At 65.7% G+C, this 17,840-nt stretch carries 27 protein-coding genes, 1 tRNA gene and 1 pseudogene; 10 read left to right on the forward strand and 19 right to left on the reverse strand.

The window, feature by feature from the left end; genetic code table 11:
• Positions 1-392: 392 nt before the first annotated feature.
• The 3 genes from ACM0PB_RS01925 to ACM0PB_RS01935 are packed head-to-tail and all read left to right on the forward strand — an operon-like array spanning position 393 to position 1,289.
• A complete protein-coding gene (locus ACM0PB_RS01925; RefSeq protein ID WP_065196609.1) occupies positions 393-677 on the forward strand; it encodes a hypothetical protein in 285 nt (94 codons plus the stop codon).
• Positions 678-689: 12 nt separating this feature from the next.
• The gene (locus ACM0PB_RS01930) at positions 690-923 is read left to right on the forward strand and encodes a DUF1653 domain-containing protein (RefSeq protein WP_171955570.1); all 234 of its coding nucleotides are present in this window, start codon (positions 690-692) and stop codon (positions 921-923) included.
• 33 nt (positions 924-956) lie between these two features.
• Positions 957-1,289, forward strand: a complete 333-nt coding sequence (locus tag ACM0PB_RS01935) for an SMR family transporter (protein WP_065179577.1) — start codon at positions 957-959, stop codon at positions 1,287-1,289.
• A gap of 36 nt (positions 1,290-1,325) precedes the next feature.
• Here ACM0PB_RS01935 and ACM0PB_RS01940 read toward each other — a convergent pair whose 3' ends face one another.
• The 5 genes from ACM0PB_RS01940 to ACM0PB_RS01960 form a co-directional block, all read right to left on the reverse strand.
• The gene (locus ACM0PB_RS01940; protein ID WP_005417836.1) at positions 1,326-1,499 is read right to left on the reverse strand and encodes a DUF1328 domain-containing protein; all 174 of its coding nucleotides are present in this window, start codon (positions 1,497-1,499) and stop codon (positions 1,326-1,328) included.
• 94 nt (positions 1,500-1,593) lie between these two features.
• On the reverse strand, positions 1,594-2,235 hold the full coding sequence (locus ACM0PB_RS01945) for a LysE family translocator (protein WP_005417837.1): 642 nt from the start codon (positions 2,233-2,235) through the stop codon (positions 1,594-1,596).
• Positions 2,236-2,333: 98 nt separating this feature from the next.
• Entirely contained in the window at positions 2,334-2,942 is a 609-nt protein-coding gene (locus tag ACM0PB_RS01950) for an ATP-dependent Clp protease proteolytic subunit (RefSeq protein WP_005417839.1), read from the reverse strand.
• A 37-nt stretch (positions 2,943-2,979) separates the two neighbouring features.
• Positions 2,980-3,330: an SRPBCC family protein gene (locus ACM0PB_RS01955; RefSeq protein WP_065179579.1), complete on the reverse strand. Its 351-nt coding sequence runs from the start codon at positions 3,328-3,330 to the stop codon at positions 2,980-2,982.
• Positions 3,330-3,641, reverse strand: coding sequence for an ArsR/SmtB family transcription factor (locus ACM0PB_RS01960; protein ID WP_005417843.1), 312 nt, complete (start codon positions 3,639-3,641; stop codon positions 3,330-3,332). Before ACM0PB_RS01960 ends, ACM0PB_RS01955 begins: the two co-directional genes overlap by 1 nt.
• An 86-nt stretch (positions 3,642-3,727) precedes the next feature.
• Here ACM0PB_RS01960 and ACM0PB_RS01965 point away from each other — a divergent pair, with 86 nt between their 5' ends.
• Positions 3,728-4,420 carry an aspartate/glutamate racemase family protein gene (locus ACM0PB_RS01965; protein ID WP_053499236.1) on the forward strand — a complete coding sequence of 231 codons (693 nt, stop codon included), beginning with the start codon at positions 3,728-3,730 and terminating at the stop codon, positions 4,418-4,420.
• 12 nt (positions 4,421-4,432) lie between these two features.
• On the opposite strand, the gene ACM0PB_RS01970 is transcribed toward ACM0PB_RS01965, so the two are convergent.
• A complete protein-coding gene (locus tag ACM0PB_RS01970; protein WP_032954354.1) occupies positions 4,433-4,828 on the reverse strand; it encodes a hypothetical protein in 396 nt (131 codons plus the stop codon).
• A gap of 241 nt (positions 4,829-5,069) precedes the next feature.
• Between ACM0PB_RS01970 and ACM0PB_RS01975 the strand changes: the two genes are divergently transcribed.
• Both ACM0PB_RS01975 and ACM0PB_RS01980 read left to right on the forward strand, forming a co-directional pair.
• Positions 5,070-5,585, forward strand: a complete 516-nt coding sequence (locus tag ACM0PB_RS01975) for a DUF3011 domain-containing protein (protein WP_005417847.1) — start codon at positions 5,070-5,072, stop codon at positions 5,583-5,585.
• A gap of 137 nt (positions 5,586-5,722) precedes the next feature.
• Positions 5,723-5,809, forward strand: a pseudogene (locus ACM0PB_RS01980) (GNAT family N-acetyltransferase); the annotation flags it as partial.
• On the opposite strand, the gene ACM0PB_RS01985 reads toward ACM0PB_RS01980, so the two are convergent.
• Positions 5,788-6,129 carry a low molecular weight protein tyrosine phosphatase family protein gene (locus ACM0PB_RS01985; protein WP_414604304.1) on the reverse strand — a complete coding sequence of 114 codons (342 nt, stop codon included), beginning with the start codon at positions 6,127-6,129 and terminating at the stop codon, positions 5,788-5,790. The pseudogene ACM0PB_RS01980 and the gene ACM0PB_RS01985 overlap by 22 nt on opposite strands.
• On the reverse strand, positions 6,126-6,326 hold the full coding sequence (locus tag ACM0PB_RS01990; protein ID WP_005417854.1) for a hypothetical protein: 201 nt from the start codon (positions 6,324-6,326) through the stop codon (positions 6,126-6,128). Before ACM0PB_RS01990 ends, ACM0PB_RS01985 begins: the two co-directional genes overlap by 4 nt.
• Positions 6,327-6,882: 556 nt before the next feature.
• Here ACM0PB_RS01990 and ACM0PB_RS01995 point away from each other — a divergent pair.
• Entirely contained in the window at positions 6,883-7,344 is a 462-nt protein-coding gene (locus ACM0PB_RS01995; RefSeq protein ID WP_069139815.1) for a carboxymuconolactone decarboxylase family protein, read from the forward strand.
• A gap of 115 nt (positions 7,345-7,459) precedes the next feature.
• On the opposite strand, the gene ACM0PB_RS02000 is transcribed toward ACM0PB_RS01995, so the two are convergent.
• Complete coding sequence (locus ACM0PB_RS02000) at positions 7,460-7,903, reverse strand: RidA family protein (RefSeq protein WP_005417857.1); 444 nt, start codon at positions 7,901-7,903, stop codon at positions 7,460-7,462.
• Positions 7,904-7,973: 70 nt separating this feature from the next.
• Positions 7,974-8,477 carry a hypothetical protein gene (locus tag ACM0PB_RS02005; RefSeq protein ID WP_414604305.1) on the reverse strand — a complete coding sequence of 168 codons (504 nt, stop codon included), beginning with the start codon at positions 8,475-8,477 and terminating at the stop codon, positions 7,974-7,976.
• A gap of 19 nt (positions 8,478-8,496) precedes the next feature.
• Here ACM0PB_RS02005 and ACM0PB_RS02010 point away from each other — a divergent pair, with 19 nt between their 5' ends.
• The gene (locus ACM0PB_RS02010) at positions 8,497-8,970 is read left to right on the forward strand and encodes a tyrosine-type recombinase/integrase (protein ID WP_005417861.1); all 474 of its coding nucleotides are present in this window, start codon (positions 8,497-8,499) and stop codon (positions 8,968-8,970) included.
• A gap of 82 nt (positions 8,971-9,052) precedes the next feature.
• On the opposite strand, the gene ACM0PB_RS02015 is transcribed toward ACM0PB_RS02010, so the two are convergent.
• From ACM0PB_RS02015 to thrS, 9 genes are all read right to left on the reverse strand, one after another.
• A tRNA-Pro gene (locus tag ACM0PB_RS02015) sits at positions 9,053-9,129 on the reverse strand.
• Between the two features lie 68 nt (positions 9,130-9,197).
• The gene (locus tag ACM0PB_RS02020) at positions 9,198-9,554 is read right to left on the reverse strand and encodes a MerR family transcriptional regulator (RefSeq protein WP_005410431.1); all 357 of its coding nucleotides are present in this window, start codon (positions 9,552-9,554) and stop codon (positions 9,198-9,200) included.
• Entirely contained in the window at positions 9,535-9,834 is a 300-nt protein-coding gene (locus ACM0PB_RS02025; protein WP_005410432.1) for an integration host factor subunit alpha, read from the reverse strand. Before ACM0PB_RS02025 ends, ACM0PB_RS02020 begins: the two co-directional genes overlap by 20 nt.
• Positions 9,835-9,861: 27 nt before the next feature.
• Positions 9,862-12,243 carry a phenylalanine--tRNA ligase subunit beta gene (gene pheT / locus ACM0PB_RS02030; RefSeq protein WP_065186676.1) on the reverse strand — a complete coding sequence of 794 codons (2,382 nt, stop codon included), beginning with the start codon at positions 12,241-12,243 and terminating at the stop codon, positions 9,862-9,864.
• A gap of 87 nt (positions 12,244-12,330) precedes the next feature.
• Positions 12,331-13,326 carry a phenylalanine--tRNA ligase subunit alpha gene (locus ACM0PB_RS02035; RefSeq protein WP_005417865.1) on the reverse strand — a complete coding sequence of 332 codons (996 nt, stop codon included), beginning with the start codon at positions 13,324-13,326 and terminating at the stop codon, positions 12,331-12,333.
• A 193-nt stretch (positions 13,327-13,519) separates the two neighbouring features.
• The gene (gene rplT, locus ACM0PB_RS02040) at positions 13,520-13,879 is read right to left on the reverse strand and encodes a 50S ribosomal protein L20 (protein ID WP_005410435.1); all 360 of its coding nucleotides are present in this window, start codon (positions 13,877-13,879) and stop codon (positions 13,520-13,522) included.
• A gap of 11 nt (positions 13,880-13,890) precedes the next feature.
• The gene (gene rpmI, locus ACM0PB_RS02045; RefSeq protein WP_005410436.1) at positions 13,891-14,088 is read right to left on the reverse strand and encodes a 50S ribosomal protein L35; all 198 of its coding nucleotides are present in this window, start codon (positions 14,086-14,088) and stop codon (positions 13,891-13,893) included.
• A 266-nt stretch (positions 14,089-14,354) separates the two neighbouring features.
• The gene (gene infC / locus ACM0PB_RS02050; protein ID WP_080104334.1) at positions 14,355-14,897 is read right to left on the reverse strand and encodes a translation initiation factor IF-3; all 543 of its coding nucleotides are present in this window, start codon (positions 14,895-14,897) and stop codon (positions 14,355-14,357) included.
• Positions 14,898-14,945: 48 nt separating this feature from the next.
• Positions 14,946-16,847 carry a threonine--tRNA ligase gene (thrS, locus tag ACM0PB_RS02055; RefSeq protein ID WP_005417872.1) on the reverse strand — a complete coding sequence of 634 codons (1,902 nt, stop codon included), beginning with the start codon at positions 16,845-16,847 and terminating at the stop codon, positions 14,946-14,948.
• Between the two features lie 428 nt (positions 16,848-17,275).
• Between thrS and ACM0PB_RS02060 the strand changes: the two genes are divergently transcribed.
• On the forward strand, positions 17,276-17,572 hold the full coding sequence (locus tag ACM0PB_RS02060; RefSeq protein WP_005410439.1) for a hypothetical protein: 297 nt from the start codon (positions 17,276-17,278) through the stop codon (positions 17,570-17,572).
• Positions 17,572-17,835 (forward strand): hypothetical protein, encoded by a 264-nt coding sequence (locus ACM0PB_RS02065; protein ID WP_049413666.1) that lies wholly within the window; start codon positions 17,572-17,574, stop codon positions 17,833-17,835. Before ACM0PB_RS02060 ends, ACM0PB_RS02065 begins: the two co-directional genes overlap by 1 nt.
• Positions 17,836-17,840 lie beyond the last annotated feature (5 nt).

Raw genomic sequence — 17,840 nt, forward strand, 5'->3', positions numbered from 1 at the left:
CTGCGGATGAAAGGGTGCAGTGGCAGGCAGCGGGCCGCTTGCCGTTACACCATCAGGCTAGCGACCGCCTCCGGGATGGCCTATCAGATTTGTACGAAAATGCCGCGCCTTCGCGTCGGATCTTGGCTTTCCTCACATCCCTGAGTCCGTTTAGCCCGTTCATTCCGTGATCCTTGTCACGGAGTCAGGCTGGCTTCACACTACCGTCATCAACAGGGGCCCCTTCCACATGCGCACCTTCTTCTCACAGCAACGCTGGACGTTGCTGAAGTTCTATTTCGTGGCCAGCTATCTGATCCTGATCGAAGAGTTGATCCGCGCCGCCGTGCATTGAGCGCTTGCTGTCGAGCTATTTGCGACAGAAAATGTCGCTTTAGGCGCGGAGCTCGCACATGAAGGTGCTTCTTCTGATCCCGGCCCTGCTGGCTCTGGCCGGCTGTGCCAGCCAGGACACGGCGACCGCGCGCGCTGATGCCGCTGAGGCGTCGCCAGCGACGCCGGTGGTGGGGGGCGACCGTGATGCGCACGGCTGTATCGGCTCTGCCGGGTATCAGTGGTGCGAACACAGCCAGCGCTGCGAGCGCCCCTGGGAGCTGGCGCAGGCGCAGGGCCTGGCCAACACGGCCGAGGCCATCGACGCGTACTGCGCCAAGCCCGCCAGCCCGGCGCGCAAGTGAGCACGCCCTGCCATGGCTGAGCTGACTCCCCTGCCCGATCTCGCCCGTGGCCGGTATCGCCACTTCAAGGGCGGCGACTACGAGGTGATCGACATCGTCCGCAGCAGCGAGACGTTGGAGCCGATGGTGCTCTATCGCGCACTCTATGGCGAAGGCGGCCTGTGGGTACGCCCCTACCCGATGTTCATCGAGCAGGTTCCGGGCGAATACGGCCCGCAGGCGCGCTTCGCTCGCATCGACGACTGATCCGGTGCGACCCGCAGTGAACCGGAGCCCACGATGAACCCCTATGTCTACCTGGCCGCCGCCATCGTGCTGGAAGTGATCGCCACGTCGCTGCTGAAGGCCTCGGACGGCATGAGCCGGCTGTGGCCGACAGTGGGCGCGCTGGTTGGCTATGGGCTGTGCTTCTACCTGCTGTCGGTCACCATGAAGTCGGTGCCGACCGGCATCGCCTATGCAATCTGGTCCGGCGTCGGCATCGTGCTGATCTCGCTGATCGGCTTGGTGGTGTTCAAGCAGCGGCTGGATGCACCGGCATTGATCGGGATCGGCCTGATCTGCGCCGGCGTACTGGTGATCAATCTGTTCTCGCGCAGCAGCGCGCACTGAAGACGCTGCTGCGCGAACGGCGATAGCTGACCTTCTTCAGCTGACCTTCTTCGCCACGCTCATGCCGATCAGGAACAGCACCACGGCGATGATGATGCCTGCCCAGAACAGGAACTTGGCGATGCCCACGGCGGCGCCAGCGATGCCGCCGAAGCCCAGCACGCCCGCGATGATGCCGATGATGGCGAAGATGATGGCCCACTTGATCATGTCGATCCTTTCCCAGCAGGGAATGCAAACGGTGCGATCAGGCTAGGCCTCCACCGATGCGGCGCTCGTGAACGGGCCGCGTGTGCGGCGTGAATCAACGCGGCCGGAAGCGCAACAACGCCACTGCGAAAGCCAGGAACACGCTTCCCACCAGCCGCTCGAACCAGCGCCGTGCGAATGGCTTGGCGAGCCAACGGCGCAGGCCGTGACCACCGGCCGCATACATCACGTACCAGAACAGTTCGCAGGCCGCGAAGGTCGCCACCAGCACGCTGTACTGCACGGCCTGGCTGCGCGACGGGTCGACGAACTGTGGCAGGAACGCTGCGGCGAACAGCAGTAGTTTGGGATTGCTCAGGCCGACCCACAGGCCGCCGCGGAACACCGTTCCTGCGCCATGTACCGGCGCCAGTGTGACCTCGTCAGCATCGGCCACCGCGGGTGCGGGCCGGCAACTGTCGCGCCAGGCCTTGATGCCGAGCCAGGCCAGGTAGGCCACACCGAGATAGCGCAGCACCTCGAACAGCATGGGCGAGGAATGCAGCAGCGCACTCAGGCCCGCTGCGGAAGCCGCCAGCACCAGCAGCATCGCCAGCAGGCAGCCGGCCATGGCCGGCACGCTGCCGCGAAATCCCAGCCCGACGCTGCGGCCAAGGATGTGCAGCATGTTGGGCCCAGGCGTCCCGCACAGCACGAAGACCGTGGCCAGGAACCACCACCAGGTATGCAGGGCCATGTCGGGCGTCCACTTCAGAACATCCAACCAGCATAGAGTGCGCCGGCCTGGCGCGGCACACACAGTGCAGCATGGATGCGGTGGTTACAGAGGCAGGCTCAGGCCGCGAGCGCGTCGCGCCGTACCAGTACCTGGTCGATCAGGCCCCATTCGCATGCCTGCTCGGCGCTCATGAACCGATCGCGGTCCAGGGTCTGTTCGACCTCCTCGAAACTGCGTCCGCAATGCCGCGCATACAGCTGGGTGATGCGCTGCTTGGTGCGCTGCATCTCCTCGGCGTGGATGAAGATGTCCGAAGCCTGGCCCTGCACCCCGCCCAGCGGCTGGTGCACATGCAGGCTGGCATTGGCCAGCGCCGCGCGGTGACCCGGCTCGCCGGCCATCAGCAGGAACGAACCCATCGACCGCGCGGTGCCCATGCACAGCGTATGCACCGGGGCCGAGATGTATTGCATCGTGTCGTACATCGCCAGGCCGCTGGAGATCACCCCACCCGGCGAGTTGATGTACAGATGGATCGGCTTCTCCGGATTTTCAGATTCAAGGAACAGCAGTTGCGCGCAGACCAGCGCCGATACGGTGTCATCGACTTCGCCGTTGAGAAAGATGATGCGCTCGCGCAGGAGCCGCGAGTAGATGTCATAGGAGCGCTCACCGCGCTCGCTGCGTTCCACCACCATCGGTACCAGCTGCATTCTGTCCCGCATGTGCCTGCTCCCTGTAGCGTTCGATCCAGGCGCCGGCTCACGCCGCGCGCATCACCGTGCGATGGTCATCGTTGGACGCCGGCGGTATCAGCGCGCGCCGGTCGGTGAGCCGATGCACGATGGTCAGCACCGTTCCCCCATCCTCATCAGCGCGCAGCCGGAAACACACCAGGCTGTGCAGATGTGGGGGCTGTGCATCGCGCAAGCGGAATCCGAGCTCCCGCCCCTCCTCGAACAGGCAGGGCTTTGGATCGGCAAGATCGGCGGCAGGCAACCAGCGCTCACGCAGTGCCGGATCGAACAGTGCGCGCCAGACCCGTTCCGGTGGCGCAGGCAACCGCTGCTCCATCACCAGCGCGGGAGCCGCTTCCTTCAGAACATCGTCCATCAGTCCATCTCCTCCAGCAGGTTCTGCAGTGCGGACATCCGCGCCGGCCAGTAGGCCCGGTAACGCTGCAGCCAGCGTCCGATGTGGGCCAGCCCGCGCGGATCGACTTCATAGTGGACGAAGCGCCCCTGGCGCTGCTCACGCACCAGCCCTGCATCGCGCAGCACTGCCAGGTGCTGGGACATCGCAGACTGGCTGATCGCAATGCCCTCGCGCAGCGCGCTGGCATGCCGCCCGCCATCGGCCAGCTTTTCGAAGATGTGGCGGCGGGTGGGGTCAGCCAGCGCCTTGAACAGGGCGTTCTCGATCATGATCAACACATTAGCAACTACTAATGTGTAGTGCAACTGCCACAGCCGCTGTGCTGCAATGACGGCTTCCTGGCATGGAGCAGTGCATGAAGACCCTTGGCCTGATCGGCGGCATGAGCTGGGAAAGCTCGGCGCAGTACTACCGGCTCATCAACGAGGCGGTGCGGAATCGCCTCGGTGGCGCGCATTCGGCGCAACTGCTGCTGTGGTCGGTGGATTTCGCCGACATCAAGCAGTTGCAGCACGACGGTCAGTGGGATGTGCTGGGCAACCACATGCTCGATGCCGCGCGGCGACTGCAGGCCGGTGGCGCCGAGCTGCTGGTGATCTGCACCAACACCATGCATATGCTGGCCGGCCGGATCGAAGCCGAATGCCCGCTGCCCCTGCTGCATATCGCCGACCCGACCGCCACGGCGATCCTGCAGGCAGGCATCCGCAAGGTGGGACTGCTCGGCACCGCCTTCACCATGGAGCAGGCGTTCTACCGCGACCGGCTGCAGGACCGCTTCGGGCTGCAGGTACTGGTTCCGGAGGCTGATGATCGCCGCTGCGTGCACGACATCATCTACCAGGAGCTGATCGCCGGCGTGGCCAGCGAGCACTCGCGGCAGGTGTACGCCGGCGTGATTGCGCGGCTGGTCGCGCGCGGCGCCGAAGCGATCATCCTCGGCTGTACCGAGATCATGCTGCTGGTGCGCCCCGAGGACAGTGCGGTGCCGTTGTTCGACACGACCACCCTGCACGCGCTTGCGGCGGTGGACGCTGCGCTGGCCTGACCGCGCGCAGCGTCAGCCTAGGCCCTGGACTTCCAGTGCGGTGATCAGCCAGTCGACCACAGCCTGCGAATCACACAGGAAGAAGATGGCATCGCCCGAACGCGCTTCGGTCAGCAGCCGATAGACGGTAATCGCCACCGCCGACTGGTTGGCGATGAACACCTCCGGGCTGCGCGGCCCTTCGCTGTGGCCGGCCACGGCGTGCAACGCCTTGCGCGCAGCCACGGTGGCGGGCGGGTCTGCGCTGCGGGTCAGTTCCGGCCCGCGCAGGCCCCACGCAATGAACACATGCTTGCCCTTGAACGTGGTGTCCAGGACACGCACCTGCCCGGCCTCTGCGCCAGCCGAGCGATGAATGACGGTACTGCTGATCAACGCAACCCCCTGTGGTCGTCGTGGTCCGCGCATCCTCCTCCGCAAGCCGGCTGCACGCCAGTGACGGCAGCCACAGGCTGCGCCGGCATGCGTGGGAGACATGTAAGAAGGTGTAAGCCGATGCGATCGGATGTGCCGCGATGATAAGGGATGTAAGGCCCTGCATGGGCCGGTGCGCACTACTAAATCCCCACTGAGCCAGCGCCGGAACGATCCGTTCCGACGGCCTCGGGCTGGTCCATTCTTGCGGCCCATTCCCCTGCCGAGGCTCTCCATGACCCATCGCCTGTTGCCGCCCATTGCCACCTCCGCCCTGGCCCTGCTGCTGGTGGCCACCACGGTGGCCGCCCAGGACTACGACAGCGATCACATTCCGCCGCTGCGTTGCGAGTCGCAGTTCAACAAGACCCAGCAGTGCCCGATCGAAGGCCGCATGCGCATGGCCAGGCAGCTGTCGGTCACCCGCTGCGTCGAGGACCAGAACTGGGGCCAGAGCCGCCGCATGCTCTGGGTCACCGAAGGCTGCCGTGCTGAGTTCGTGGCAGACGAACAGGGACGCGGCCGCTGGCCGGGGCGCGGCCGGGATCGTGATCGGGATGACGACGGCGAGCGCCTGGTCTGCGAGTCCTACGAGCAGAAGGACAAGGAATGCCGCATCCGGGTGCGCCATGAAGTGCGCCTGGTCAAGCAGAAGTCGGTGACGCCGTGCGTCGAGGACCGCAACTGGGGCTGGGACCGCCGCGGGGTGTGGGTCAGCGACGGCTGCCGTGCCGAGTTCCGCGTGTATTGACTGCCGACCACACGCTGGCTTTGGCGGATACGCAGACACGGCCGACGTGATCGATGGACTGGGCGCATCCAGTCCAGGAGCCTGCGATGGCACCACCCGATCCTTCCTCGACGATGCTGCATATCCGCGAGGTGATGCCCGCCTCGGGTTTCATCGACAGCGGCATCGGGCATGGATTGGACGAAGGCGATCCGGAGCTGATCTACCGCTTTTCCGGCAGCTGATCGAGATACGTGGTCACCTTTGCGTCCAGCAGGTCCATCAACACCGGATCCATGCAGCGATAGTCGTCGGGGATGTCCAGGCAATGCAGGCGCTTGTGTTCCAGCAGGCGCGCGTATGCGGCCCGCAGGCGATGCTGGTGCTTGGCCTCCATCACGAAGATGACATCGGCCCAGCGGATATCCGCCGGGCCGATGGGGCGTCGTGCATGCGGGCTGGTGCCGGCCGACAGCGCGTTGAAGCCGGGCCGCCGTCGCCACATGGTTTCGGCGGTCGGGCTCCGCAGCTGGTTGCGGCTGCAGACGAACAGCAGGTTGATCATTCCTGTTCCTGCAGTTGCCGGGCGCTGAGGACCGGATAGGTGAAGCCCAGCTGGCGTGCACGCGCGAGCTTGGCATCGCGCGTATACAACAGCTTCCAGCTCTTCTCGGGCTTGTAGCGGTAGGCGGTCGTGGCGCGGTCGCCACCACGATTGCGGGCCTGGCTGCGACGCCAGGCACGGTTTCTTGCAGATTCCATGATGTGTTCTCGTGAGTACCGGGTTCAGCAGCCGCGGTAGTACGAGTGGCGCGCAGCATACACCGCACGCACAAAAAAGCCCACGCATCGCTGCGCGGGCTTCTTGATTCATCACAGTGGTCGGGACGGCCGGATTCGAACCGACGACCCTCTGCCCCCCAGGCATCGTTCCAGATAGGCCCATCCCGTTGATCTGTAAGGGTTTCAGGCCTTCGCAGGGCATCCCAAAAGTGCAAATTGCGCCCCAATCCGATCAATCACTTACGAGCCGATAGGGTGCATATGGCGGCTCTACCCGACGCCATCCGAACGGCGGCGATGCGATCCCCCCATCAGCCAATCCCCTTCCCTGTCCCGCCAATCGAGGATCTTCTCCGGGTGCTCCCCGCCGCGCCCCGTATCTAGCGCCCCACGGCCAGCATCCCCTTCCTCGGCGAGCGTACATGCAGCGGATCGCGACGAGCCTAGGCAGGTGTCACGAACTGCTGCCCGTCGGCGTCCTTGCTTCGGGTGGGGCGGTTCCGGCCCCACAGATACCCGAAAAGGACCCATTAAAATGAATCGAGCGAACTGGTTCGTAGTCTCTCCCGAGGGCGCCAAAGCCGTGGGGCAACTGCATCACTTTGTGACCGCGAACACATCTCTGCCGCCGAAACTGGTGCATCTGGTGTTTTTGCGTGTGTCGCAGCTAAACGGCTGCGCCCACTGCATCGACATTCATACCCGTGATCTGCTTAAGGAAGGCATGCCGTTCGACACAATCGCTCTCCTACCTGTTTGGCACGAGGCCGCCTATCTATTCTCGGAACAAGAGCGCGCCGCACTGGCATGGGCAGAGGAAGTGACGCTCGTGAGCGAAACCCATGCATCTGATGAGGCGTACGAAAAAGTAGCCGCAGTATTCGGCGAGAAAGACCTGGTCGACCTCACGCTCACCATTGCGGCCATGAACGCGATCAACCGGATGGGCGTGAGCTTCAGATTGAAGCCCCGCGCCAAGCCCGCTGCGGAGAAGTAGCGTACGGCACGCCGGAGATCGTCCTGGCTTTGTCCGGGCCGAGGCGCTCGTAGGAACCATCGGTGGCCTACTCACCGCAAGGAACGGGCGGAGCAAGCCCCGCCCACATAGTGCCTTAACCCTGGACTTCCGCCCGGAAGGCAATCTCAATCAGCTGCTCGGGGAAGGCCAACGCCGAGACCCCGATCAGGTTGCTGGCCACCTGCGGCACCGGCTGGCCATACACGGCCGGCCGGACTTTGCTACTGGCCGCGAAAGCGGCCGGAACGTCGATGACGAACAGCGTTTCCTCGACCACGTCCGCGATCGACCCACCCAGCTCTGCCAGCAGCACCTGCGCGTTCTCGTAGGTGCGCCTCATCTGGGCTTCCATGGTATCGAAGTTGGCGGGCTTGCCGTCGGCCCCCAGCTCCGCCGGCGCAACCAGCTCGCCCTGCGGCGTGTGCGAGAGCTGGCCGGACACGAAGATCGTGTTGTTGACGCGGACGGCCTGTACGTACCCGTAGGCCGATTCCCACGGCACTCCGAAGCTGGCGGTCTTTCGATTGGTAGCGTTCATCATTGCTCTCTCTGGTGAAAGGGCAAGTGTGGCAAGCATTTTGAGTCGACCGCCTCCCCTGAACGGGGGATCAGATTCGAGCGCGGGACAGCTGCTCTCTACCTGCCTTGACCCACGCCTTCATCGGATCCCTCGCCCTGGGCTTGGTCTCCTTCGGCGGTCGGCGCGGTTCCAGCGCTTCCTTGATCCGCGCCAGTTCCAACCGCCCGGCCTCGGCCAGGCGCCGGGCCTGTTGCTGCTGCTCGCGCGTCGGCGGCAGGCCTGGCAGCGGCGGCTCGGGCTGGATCGGAGTGCTGTCGGTCAGCCGGGCGACCGCCTGGCGCAGGGGAAGATCGGGATACAGCCTGGCCGCGCACCAGCGCCCGGCGTACCGCTTCGCCTGCCGGACGTTGGCCGCGCGCACTTCCTTCACCTGCCACATCTTCTGGCCTTCCATCCATAGCCGGACCCCGGAACCGCCGTCGGGCGTGACGCTGGCCGTCTCCCGGCCGTTGTACCAAAGCGCCCAGCGCTCGCCGGTCTGGACCCAGCCAGAGGGGATTGGGGCGGTGCGGAAGCCGTGGGAAGAACGCATGGCCGGAAGGATACGGCTGGTGACGGTGAAGTTTGCCGACGTGCGCGACGGCCACCTGTGGGTAGTGCCGTCGAAAACCGAGGGCTCGACGAACGTTCGACTACAGATCGCCGTGGCCGGGCCGCTGCTCGACCTGCTGGCCAGGTGCCGCGATGACGTGGTTTCGCCGTTCGTGATCCACCGCCTGCCGGAAAAGGCCAGGCCCAGCGACAAGCGCGCGAAGGACCGAGCGCACCACACGCAGGTGCTGCCCGAGCAGCTGTCGCGTGCGTTCGCAAAGGCACGCGATGCTGCCGGCGTGGGTGGCGAAGCACCGCCAACATTCCATGAGATCCGCAGCCTGGGCGGTGCGCTGCTGCGCGATGCGGGCTGGACCACGGAACAGATTCAAGCGCTGATGGGACACGGCAACGCGTCGATGACTGAGCATTACCTGGGTGGCCATGAAGCGCCGTGGCAGCCGGTCACCACGGGTATCGCGCTACCTCGATAGGGTGGCGATAGGGTGGTAATAGGGTGCACAACGAAAAAGGGCCTGCACCGCATGGCGCAAGCCCTTGTTCTATCGCTGCTTTTGGTCGGGACGGCCGGATTCGAACCGACGACCCTCTGCCCCCCAGGCAGATGCGCTACCAGGCTGCGCTACGCCCCGACTGATGCTGCGATGTGCCCGCCAGTGCGGCGGGCCGTGAAGTATAGCGGATTACGATGGAAATTGGATCAGCGGCGCAGCAACTGCAGCACTTCTTCCAGCTCCATGCGCACCTGCTTGATGATCTGGTTGCTCAGCGCCGATTCCTCGCGGGCATCGGGACCATCCAGGCGCAGGCGTGCACCACCGATGGTGTAGCCCTGTTCGTACAGCAGGCTGCGGATCTGCCGCACCATCAGCACGTCATGGCGCTGGTAGTAGCGGCGGTTGCCTCGGCGCTTGGCCGGCTCAAGGCTGGGAAACTCGGTTTCCCAGTAGCGCAGGACGTGCGGCTTGACGTCGCACAGCTCGCTGACCTCACCGATGGTGAAGTAGCGCTTGGCCGGGATCGGCGGTAGTTCGCGATTACTGCCCGGATCCAGCATAAGCTTCCACCCTCTCCTTGAGCTTCTGGCCCGGACGGAAGGTGACCACCGTACGGGCGGAAATCGGAATTTCCTCGCCGGTCTTCGGGTTGCGACCCGGGCGCTGGTTCTTGCGCCGCAGATCGAAATTACCGAAGCCCGACAGCTTCACCTGACGTCCCTGTTCCAATGCTTCACGCAGCACATCGAAAAACGCGTCGACGAATTCCTTGGCTTCCCGCTTGTTCAGACCGACTTCGTCGAACAGCTTTTCCGCCATCTCCGCCTTGGTCAATGCCATTGCCTGCTACCCCCGAGTGCCGCCCGCTCAGCCGCGGATCCGGGCGTGGTGTTCACGCTCGATGGCAGTGACCGCCTCGGCCACCACCGCATCCACGTCGCGGTCCGTCAGAGTGCGCGACTTGTCCTGCAAAATCAAGCCCATAGCGAGACTCTTGAATCCCGGCTCGACGCCCTGGCCGACGTAACGGTCGAACAGGTTCAGGTCGCGCAGCAGCGGGCCGGCGGCCTGGCGCACGGTCGCCGCCAGATCGGCCCAGGCCACCTGTTCAGGCACCAGGAACGCGAGGTCGCGACGCACCGCCGGGAAGCGCGACAGCTCGCCGGCACGTGGCAGGCGACGGGCGGTCAGCGGTTCCAGATCCAGCTCGAAGGCGTAGACATCGGCCTCGATATCCATCGCCTTGGCCAGACGCGGGTGGATCTGGCCGATCCAGCCGATCACCACGCCATCGCGGTACACCTCGGCCGACCGCGCCGGGTGGCCGTAGGCACGGGCCGACGGGCGGAACTCCAGTACCGCACCACTGGCAGCCGCCAGCGATTCCAGGTCGCCCTTCAGGTCATGGAAGTCGACCTTGCGAGTCGGCAGGCCCCACTGCACCGCCTGCGCGTCACCGCAGACAGCTGCCGCCACGCGCGGCGTTTCCAGCGGTGCCGGCTGGCCATCTCCGGCCTGCTGGGCGAACACGCGGCCGAGCTCGAACAGGCGCACGCGGCCGAGCTGGCGGGCGGCGTTGCGGCCCAGTGTGGCGACCAGGCCCGGCAGCAGCGACGGACGCATTACCGCCAGTTCGGCCGACAGTGGATTGGCCAGTGGCACCAGGCCGTCGCGCAGCTGCCACTGGGCCAGCAGCGCATCGTCGACGAAGGCGAAATTGACGGTTTCCTGCTGGTCACGGGCGATCAGCTGGCGGCGCACGCTCAGCGCGTCCAGCTGGGTCTCGCTCGGCATCGCCACGCGGGCGGCACCGCCCGGCAGCGTGGTCGGGATCTGCTCGTAACCGTGGATGCGGGCCAGCTCTTCGATCAGGTCTTCTTCAATGGCGATGTCGAAGCGGCGGCTCGGCGCGACCACCTGCCAGCCGTCGGCAGCAGCAACCACGTCCATGCCCAGCGCGCGCAGGATGCGCTCGACTTCCGCATCGTCGATGGTGATGCCGAGCACGCGGGTGATGCGGGCGCGGCGCAGCACGATGGTTGCCGGCTGCGGCAGATCGGCTTCACGCACGGCCTCGGTAACCGGCGCCGGGGTGCCGCCCGCCAGGTCCAGCACCAGGCGAGTGGCGTACTCGATCGCGATGCGCGGCAGCGCCGGATCGACGCCGCGCTCGAAGCGGTGGCCGGCATCGGTGTGCAGGCCCAGCTTGCGGCCACGGCCCATGATCGCAGCCGGCGCGAAGTGCGCGGCTTCCAGGAACACGGCGGTGGTTGCGTCGGTGACACGGGTGTCGAAGCCGCCCATCAGGCCAGCCAGGCCGATCGCACGATCGGCGTCGGTGACCACCAGGAAGCTGTCGTCCAGCGCGGCATCGCGGCCGTCCAGCAGCTTCAGCGTCTCGCCCGCGCGCGAACGGCGCACGGCAATGCTGCCCTGCAGGGTGCCGAGGTCGTAGGCATGCATCGGCTGGCCCAGCTCCAGCATCACATACTGGGTGATGTCGACCAGCAGCGAGACCGGACGCACGCCACTGCGGCGCAGGCGCTCGGCCATCCACAACGGAGTCTTGGCGGCGGCGTTGACGCCCTCGATGACACGGCCCAGGTAACGCGGCGCTTCGGCGCCGGCGTCGAGCTGGATGCTCAGCTCACGGCTGCCGACTGCCGGAATGGCCTCGGCAGCGAAGTCCAGCACTTCGCTGCGGGTGGCGGCGGCGACGTCATAGGCGATGCCGCGCAGGCTGAAGCAGTCGGCGCGGTTCGGGGTCAGCTTGATCTCGATGCTGGCGTCCGGCAGGCCCAGGTAGTCGACCAGGGCGTGGCCGACCGGCGCGTCATCGGGCAGCTCCAGCAGGCCGGAGGCATCGTTGTCCAGGCCCAGCTCCTTGGCCGAGCACAGCATGCCGTTGGACTCGACGCCGCGCAGCTTGGCCGGCTTGATCTTCAGCTCGCCGATCTGCGCACCCACCATGGCCAGCGGCGCGACCAGGCCCGGGCGCGCGTTCGGTGCGCCGCAGACGATCTGCAGCAGTTCGCCCTGCCCGGCATCGACCCTGCACACCTGCAGGCGATCAGCTTCGGGATGGCGCACGGCCTCGACGATGCGCGCCACGACCACGTGATCGAGGCCTTCGCCCAGCGCGGTCACTTCTTCCACTTCCAGGCCGATGGCGGTCAGCACTGCACTCAGTTCATCGCGCGAGGCGCCGGTCGGGACATGGCTGCGCAGCCAGTTTTCGGAGAATTTCATGGTGTCACCCTGGTGGGCCCGGCGCATGCGCCTGGGCCTGCGAATTTAGGAGCAGCCGAGCATGGCTCGGCTCTACATGGTTGCGGCTTACGCGAACTGTTTCAGGAATCGCACGTCGTTCTCGAAGAACGCGCGCAGATCGTTGACGCCGTAACGAAGCATCGCGAAACGCTCCACGCCCATGCCGAACGCGAAGCCGGTGTAGCGCTCCGGATCGATGCCGACGTTGCGCAGCACGTTCGGATGGACCATGCCGCAGCCCAGCACTTCCAGCCAGCGGGTGCTGCCGTCGGGCTGCTGCCAGGCAATGTCCACTTCCGCGCCCGGCTCCACGAACGGGAAATAGCTGGGGCGGAAGCGCATCTCGAAGTCGCGCTCGAAGAACGCGCGCACGAACTCGGCCAGCGTGCCCTTCAGGTCGGCGAAGGTCGAATGCTCGTCCACCAGCAGGCCTTCCACCTGGTGGAACATCGGCGAATGGGTCTGGTCGCTGTCGCTGCGGTACACCTTGCCGGCGGCGATCATGCGCAGTGGCGGCGCGTGGTCGCCCATGTAGCGCACCTGCACGCCGGAGGTGTGCGTGCGCAGCAGGCGGCCGTCGCCGAAGTAGAAGGTGTCGTGCATGGCGCGCGCCGGATGGTGCGGCGGGAAGTTCAGCGCCTCGAAATTGTGCCAGTCGTCCTCGATCTCCGGCCCTTCCGACAGCTCGTAGCCCAGCCGGCCGAAGATGCCGGTGATGCGCTCCAGGGTGCGGGTGATCGGGTGCAGGCCGGCACGGTCGCCGTTGCGGCCCGGCAGGGTGATGTCGATGGCTTCGGCGGCCAGGCGCGCATCCAGCGCCGCGTCCTCCAGCAGCGCCTTGCGCTCGCCCAGCGCGCGGGTCAGCGCGTCGCGGGCCTGGTTGATCGCTTCACCAGCGGCCTTGCGCTCGTCCGCCGGCAGGGCGCCGAGCTGCTTGAGCTGCGAGGTGATGCTGCCACTCTTGCCAAGCAGGGCCACGCGCAGCTGTTCCAGCACGTCGGGACTCTGTGCGGCGGCCACATCGGCCAGCGCCTGGGTGGTGAGGGATTGGATGTCGCTCATGGGGGGCCGGAACTCCAGTCGATCTGCCATCGCGATGCGCGAAGGGCCGACCCCTGTCGCCACCGCCGTCCCCGCGCTGCCGCCATGGCCTCGCCGGAACCCAAAAAAGAATGGGGAAGGACTTGCGCCCTTCCCCATGCATTGCCTTGACCTGACACCGTTCCGAGTGAACGGTTACGGCATCGGGAAGGACTTATGCCGCCAGCGCGCCCTTGGCCTTTTCGGCCAGCGCAGCAAAACCGGCTGCGTCGTGCACGGCGATGTCAGCCAGGACCTTGCGATCCAGGGTGATGCCAGCCTTCAGCAGGCCGTTCATGAAGCGGCTGTAGCTCAGGCCGTTGATGCGGGCAGCCGCATTGATACGGGTGATCCACAGCGAACGGAAGTTGCGCTTCTTCTGCTTACGGCCGATGTAGGCGTACTGCTGTGCCTTGATGACCGCCTGCTTGGCGACGCGGAAGACCTTGCGACGGGCGTTGTAATAGCCCTTGGCGAGATCCAGAATCTTCTTGTGGCGGCGACGCGCCTGTACGCCACGCTTAACTCGTGCCATTTTTCAGTTCCTCAGAGGTAAGGGAGCATGCGGTCCAGACGGCCTGCGTCTTCTGCACGGACATGGCCCGTCTGACGCAGATTACGCTTACGCTTGGTCGCTTTCTTCGTGAGGATGTGGCTACGGTTGGCGTGGCCGCACTTGTACTTGCCCGAGGCGGTCTTGCGGAAACGCTTGGCCGCTGCCCGGTTGGTCTTGATCTTGGGCATTGCAATGTCCTTGATGGGATATGACCCTGGTTTCTGACTGATCTGGCGGCGGCCTGGGCCGCTCTTTCCGTCCTGCCATGATCGGCGTACGACCCGTCCTGGGTGGGTCGAGCCGGGCATGATACAGGCAAAACCGCCCTGCCACCAGCCCCTGCAGCCCTTTCGCCGGCACTTCACCGGCATCCTGCAAAAGCAAAGGGACGCCAGCGGCGTCCCTTTATCCTGAACCATTCAGCCAGGCGCCCCGGAAGGCGGCCCGTCCGGCCTCAGGTCTTCTTCTTCGGCGCGATCATCATGACCATCTGGCGCCCTTCCAGGCGCGGACGGGATTCAATGACGATGTCCTCGCCCAGATCGGCCTCGATCCGGTTGGCCATTTCACGACCCAGTTCCTGGTGGCTCATTTCACGGCCACGGAAGCGGATGTTGACCTTGATCTTGTCGCCTTCTTCAAGGAACCCGCGCATCTTGCGCAGCTTGATCTGGTAGTCGCCCTCGTCCGTGACCGGACGGAACTTCACTTCCTTGATCTCGACCTGCTTGGTCTTCTTCTTGGCCTCGCTGGCCTTCTTCTGCGCTTCGAACTTGAACTTGCCGAAGTCCATGATCTTGCAGACCGGCGGATCGGCCTGCGGCTGGATCTCGACCAGGTCCAGGCCTTCATCTTCGGCCATGGACAGCGCTTCGTCGCGCGACAACACGCCGATCATTTCTCCGTCACTGCCGATCACGCGGACGCGCGGCACACGGATTTCCTGATTCTTGCGGTTCTGTTTGTTGTCAGGGGTGCTGATATTACGTTCTCCCAAGGGTATCGAACCGGTCCGGGTGCCTGTGCGCCCGGACCGGACCTTTGCTTACGCGCCCTCGGCCTGGAGCCGCTCGATGAAGGCCTGCAGGCTCATGCTGCCCAGGTCTTCGCCAGAACGCGTACGCACCGCCACAGCCCCATTCTCCTTCTCGCGGTCACCGATGACCAGCAGGTAGGGCACGCGCTGCAACGTATGCTCGCGGATTTTATAGCCGATCTTCTCGTTACGCAAATCCGAGCTGACGCGGAAGCCTTGCTCCGCAAGGGTTTTGGTCACGCCCGAGACGTAGTCGGCCTGGGCGTCGGTGATGTTGGCCACCACCACCTGGGTCGGTGCCAGCCAGGCCGGGAACTGGCCGGCATGGTGCTCGATCAGGATGCCCAGGAAGCGCTCCATCGAGCCGACGATGGCGCGGTGCAGCATGACCGGGTGCTTCTTCTGGCTGTTCTCGTCCACGTACTCGGCGCCCAGGCGGCCCGGCATCATGAAGTCGACCTGCATGGTGCCCAGCTGCCAGGTACGGCCGATCGCGTCCTTCAGGTGGTACTCGATCTTCGGGCCGTAGAAGGCACCCTCGCCCGGCAGCTCCTGCCATTCCACGCCACAGGCGGTCAGCGCCGAGCGCAGCGCGCCTTCGGCCTTGTCCCAGGTGGCGTCGTCACCCAGGCGCGACTCCGGACGCAGCGCGATCTTGATCTGGATCTCGTCGAAGCCGAAGTGCCGGTAAACCGCCAGCGCCTGCTGGTGGAAGGCCGTCACTTCCGACTCGATCTGGTTTTCCGTGCAGAACACGTGGCCGTCGTCCTGGGTGAAACCACGCACGCGCAGGATGCCGTGCAGCGCGCCGGACGGCTCGTTGCGGTGGCAGGAACCGAACTCACCGTAGCGGATCGGCAGGTCGCGGTAGCTGTGCAGGCCCTGGTTGAACACCTGGATGTGGCCCGGGCAGTTCATCGGCTTGACCGCGTACGTGCGCTTCTCCGATTCGGTGAAGAACATGTTGTCCTGGTAGTTGTCCCAGTGGCCGGACTTCTTCCACAGGCTCACGTCCAGGATCTGCGGGCAGCGCACTTCGCCGTAGCCGCTGCTGCGGTAGACCTTGCGCATGTACTGCTCGACCACCTGCCACAGTGCCCAGCCCTTCGGGTGCCAGAACACCAGGCCCGGGGCTTCTTCCTGCAGGTGGAACAGGTCCTGCTGCTTGCCGATGCGGCGGTGGTCGCGCATCTCGGCTTCCTCGATGCGCTTGATGTACGCCTCCAGCTGCTTCTTGTCAGCCCAGGCGGTGCCGTAGATGCGCTGCAGCTGCTCGTTCTGCGCGTCGCCGCGCCAGTAGGCGCCGGAGATGCGGGTCAGCTTGAAGGCCTTCAGGAAGCGCGTGTTCGGCACGTGCGGGCCCCGGCACATGTCCACGTATTCCTGGTGGTAGTACATGCCCATCGCCTGGATGTCGTCGGACATGTCTTCGATCAGGCGCAGCTTGTAGTCCTCGCCACGGGCCTTGAAGATCTCGATCACCTCGGCGCGCGGCGTCATCTTCTTGATGACGTCGTAGTCCTGGGCGATCAGTTCACCCATGCGCTTCTCGATCGCGGCCATGTCGTCCGGCGTGAACGGGCGCTCGGAATAGATGTCGTAGTAGAAGCCCTCGGCAATCACCGGGCCGATCACCATCTTCACGTCCGGGTACAGCTGCTTGACGGCGTGGCCGACCAGGTGGGCGCAGGAGTGGCGGATGATCTCCACGCCCTCCTCGTCCTTGGCGGTGATGATGCGCAGGCTGGCATCGTGGTCGATGACGTCGCTGGCATCGACCAGCACGCCATCGACGGAACCGGCGATGGTGGCCTTGGCCAGGCCGGCACCGATCGACTGGGCGACGTCCATGACGCTGACGGGATTTTCGAACTCGCGGCGGCTGCCGTCGGGAAGGGTAATGTTGATCATCGCAGTGGCTTCGTGCGGGGCCCGCGGGGCGGGCTGGAAAGCGTTCCCGGGCCGCGGCCCGGGCAATAAAAAAGCGCCGCGAGGGCGCCTGGAACACAGGGCCTTCGGGGGCAGGTCAACAGTGGGCGGTGGTAGTGCTCATGTCGCACGCTCGGCCGGCGCTGGGCGCGGGCCACCTTGTTCCAGTCAGGAGTCTGCGACGATCTTAAACCAGCGCACCGGAAAGCCCAAGGGCTGCCGTGCGGTCCGCTGAATGGCCGGCGCTGGCGGCGTGAAAACGCAATGATTACCATGTCCGCGCAGCCCGCCCCGTGCCAGCCTGCCCGCTTCCCCCAGGACCTCGTGATGCGCCACCCGCTCCGACCGGCTCCCGCCGGCCCCGCCCGTGCCCCGCGTTCGCCGGCCCACTGCCGCGGCGCCCGCCCGCAATGATCACCGTCGGCCTTTCCACCCTGGGCTTCTGCAGCCTGGGCATGCTGGCAGCGATGTTTTCGGCACTGGCCTTCTATGCCGCCTCGCCGCACTGCCGTTGGCCCCGCCTGCGCCGTGCCGGTCGTCTCGGCCGCCAGATCGGCCTGGTCGCCGCCGCTGCTGCCCTGTGGTTGTGGATGGCCGAACTCGGCTTCGCTGCCGGCCTGGTGGCGATGCTGTGCACCTGGATGCTCGCTGCGATGCTGTTGCCGGCGCTGGCCGCCTGGCATCGCCCGGGCACGGAGTCACCCTGATGTGGCCGCGCGCCTTCGCCGGCATCATCGCTGGCTTCCTGCTTGCGGCCGCCGCTACCGGCCTGCTGGCCTGGCTGCCGCCCGGCCCGTGGCAGCGCGCACTGGTGCCGACCCTGATCGCCTTCATCCCGTTATGGATGCTGGCCGCCCTGTGGGCGTTCAGCTTCCGCAGCGCACTGCGCGCCTGGCTGGTTCTGGGTGGCAGCGCCGCGGCCGGCTTCGCCGTGCTCGGGCTGCTGCGCCTGACCGGCGCGGTGCAATGAGAGCT

Source organism: Stenotrophomonas sp. AR029, assembly GCF_047520695.2.
In the GTDB taxonomy this organism is placed as follows: Bacteria; Pseudomonadota; Gammaproteobacteria; order Xanthomonadales; family Xanthomonadaceae; genus Stenotrophomonas; species Stenotrophomonas sepilia.

What these genes read in the sequence shown, in the direction of transcription:
- ACM0PB_RS01925 (WP_065196609.1), top strand. Translation starts at nt 393, where the DNA reads ATGAAGGTGCTTCTTCTGATCCCGGCCCTGCTGGCTCTGGCCGGCTGT.
- ACM0PB_RS01930 (WP_171955570.1), top strand. Translation starts at nt 690, where the DNA reads ATGGCTGAGCTGACTCCCCTGCCCGATCTCGCCCGTGGCCGGTATCGC.
- ACM0PB_RS01935 (WP_065179577.1), top strand. Translation starts at nt 957, where the DNA reads ATGAACCCCTATGTCTACCTGGCCGCCGCCATCGTGCTGGAAGTGATC.
- ACM0PB_RS01940 (WP_005417836.1), bottom strand. Translation starts at nt 1,499, where the DNA reads ATGATCAAGTGGGCCATCATCTTCGCCATCATCGGCATCATCGCGGGC.
- ACM0PB_RS01945 (WP_005417837.1), bottom strand. Translation starts at nt 2,235, where the DNA reads ATGGCCCTGCATACCTGGTGGTGGTTCCTGGCCACGGTCTTCGTGCTG.
- ACM0PB_RS01950 (WP_005417839.1), bottom strand. Translation starts at nt 2,942, where the DNA reads ATGCGGGACAGAATGCAGCTGGTACCGATGGTGGTGGAACGCAGCGAG.
- ACM0PB_RS01955 (WP_065179579.1), bottom strand. Translation starts at nt 3,330, where the DNA reads ATGGACGATGTTCTGAAGGAAGCGGCTCCCGCGCTGGTGATGGAGCAG.
- ACM0PB_RS01960 (WP_005417843.1), bottom strand. Translation starts at nt 3,641, where the DNA reads ATGATCGAGAACGCCCTGTTCAAGGCGCTGGCTGACCCCACCCGCCGC.
- ACM0PB_RS01965 (WP_053499236.1), top strand. Translation starts at nt 3,728, where the DNA reads ATGAAGACCCTTGGCCTGATCGGCGGCATGAGCTGGGAAAGCTCGGCG.
- ACM0PB_RS01970 (WP_032954354.1), bottom strand. Translation starts at nt 4,828, where the DNA reads ATGCGCGGACCACGACGACCACAGGGGGTTGCGTTGATCAGCAGTACC.
- ACM0PB_RS01975 (WP_005417847.1), top strand. Translation starts at nt 5,070, where the DNA reads ATGACCCATCGCCTGTTGCCGCCCATTGCCACCTCCGCCCTGGCCCTG.
- ACM0PB_RS01985 (WP_414604304.1), bottom strand. Translation starts at nt 6,129, where the DNA reads ATGATCAACCTGCTGTTCGTCTGCAGCCGCAACCAGCTGCGGAGCCCG.
- ACM0PB_RS01990 (WP_005417854.1), bottom strand. Translation starts at nt 6,326, where the DNA reads ATGGAATCTGCAAGAAACCGTGCCTGGCGTCGCAGCCAGGCCCGCAAT.
- ACM0PB_RS01995 (WP_069139815.1), top strand. Translation starts at nt 6,883, where the DNA reads ATGAATCGAGCGAACTGGTTCGTAGTCTCTCCCGAGGGCGCCAAAGCC.
- ACM0PB_RS02000 (WP_005417857.1), bottom strand. Translation starts at nt 7,903, where the DNA reads ATGAACGCTACCAATCGAAAGACCGCCAGCTTCGGAGTGCCGTGGGAA.
- ACM0PB_RS02005 (WP_414604305.1), bottom strand. Translation starts at nt 8,477, where the DNA reads ATGCGTTCTTCCCACGGCTTCCGCACCGCCCCAATCCCCTCTGGCTGG.
- ACM0PB_RS02020 (WP_005410431.1), bottom strand. Translation starts at nt 9,554, where the DNA reads ATGCTGGATCCGGGCAGTAATCGCGAACTACCGCCGATCCCGGCCAAG.
- ACM0PB_RS02025 (WP_005410432.1), bottom strand. Translation starts at nt 9,834, where the DNA reads ATGGCATTGACCAAGGCGGAGATGGCGGAAAAGCTGTTCGACGAAGTC.
- pheT (WP_065186676.1), bottom strand. Translation starts at nt 12,243, where the DNA reads ATGAAATTCTCCGAAAACTGGCTGCGCAGCCATGTCCCGACCGGCGCC.
- ACM0PB_RS02035 (WP_005417865.1), bottom strand. Translation starts at nt 13,326, where the DNA reads ATGAGCGACATCCAATCCCTCACCACCCAGGCGCTGGCCGATGTGGCC.
- rplT (WP_005410435.1), bottom strand. Translation starts at nt 13,879, where the DNA reads ATGGCACGAGTTAAGCGTGGCGTACAGGCGCGTCGCCGCCACAAGAAG.
- rpmI (WP_005410436.1), bottom strand. Translation starts at nt 14,088, where the DNA reads ATGCCCAAGATCAAGACCAACCGGGCAGCGGCCAAGCGTTTCCGCAAG.
- thrS (WP_005417872.1), bottom strand. Translation starts at nt 16,847, where the DNA reads ATGATCAACATTACCCTTCCCGACGGCAGCCGCCGCGAGTTCGAAAAT.
- ACM0PB_RS02060 (WP_005410439.1), top strand. Translation starts at nt 17,276, where the DNA reads ATGATCACCGTCGGCCTTTCCACCCTGGGCTTCTGCAGCCTGGGCATG.
- ACM0PB_RS02065 (WP_049413666.1), top strand. Translation starts at nt 17,572, where the DNA reads ATGTGGCCGCGCGCCTTCGCCGGCATCATCGCTGGCTTCCTGCTTGCG.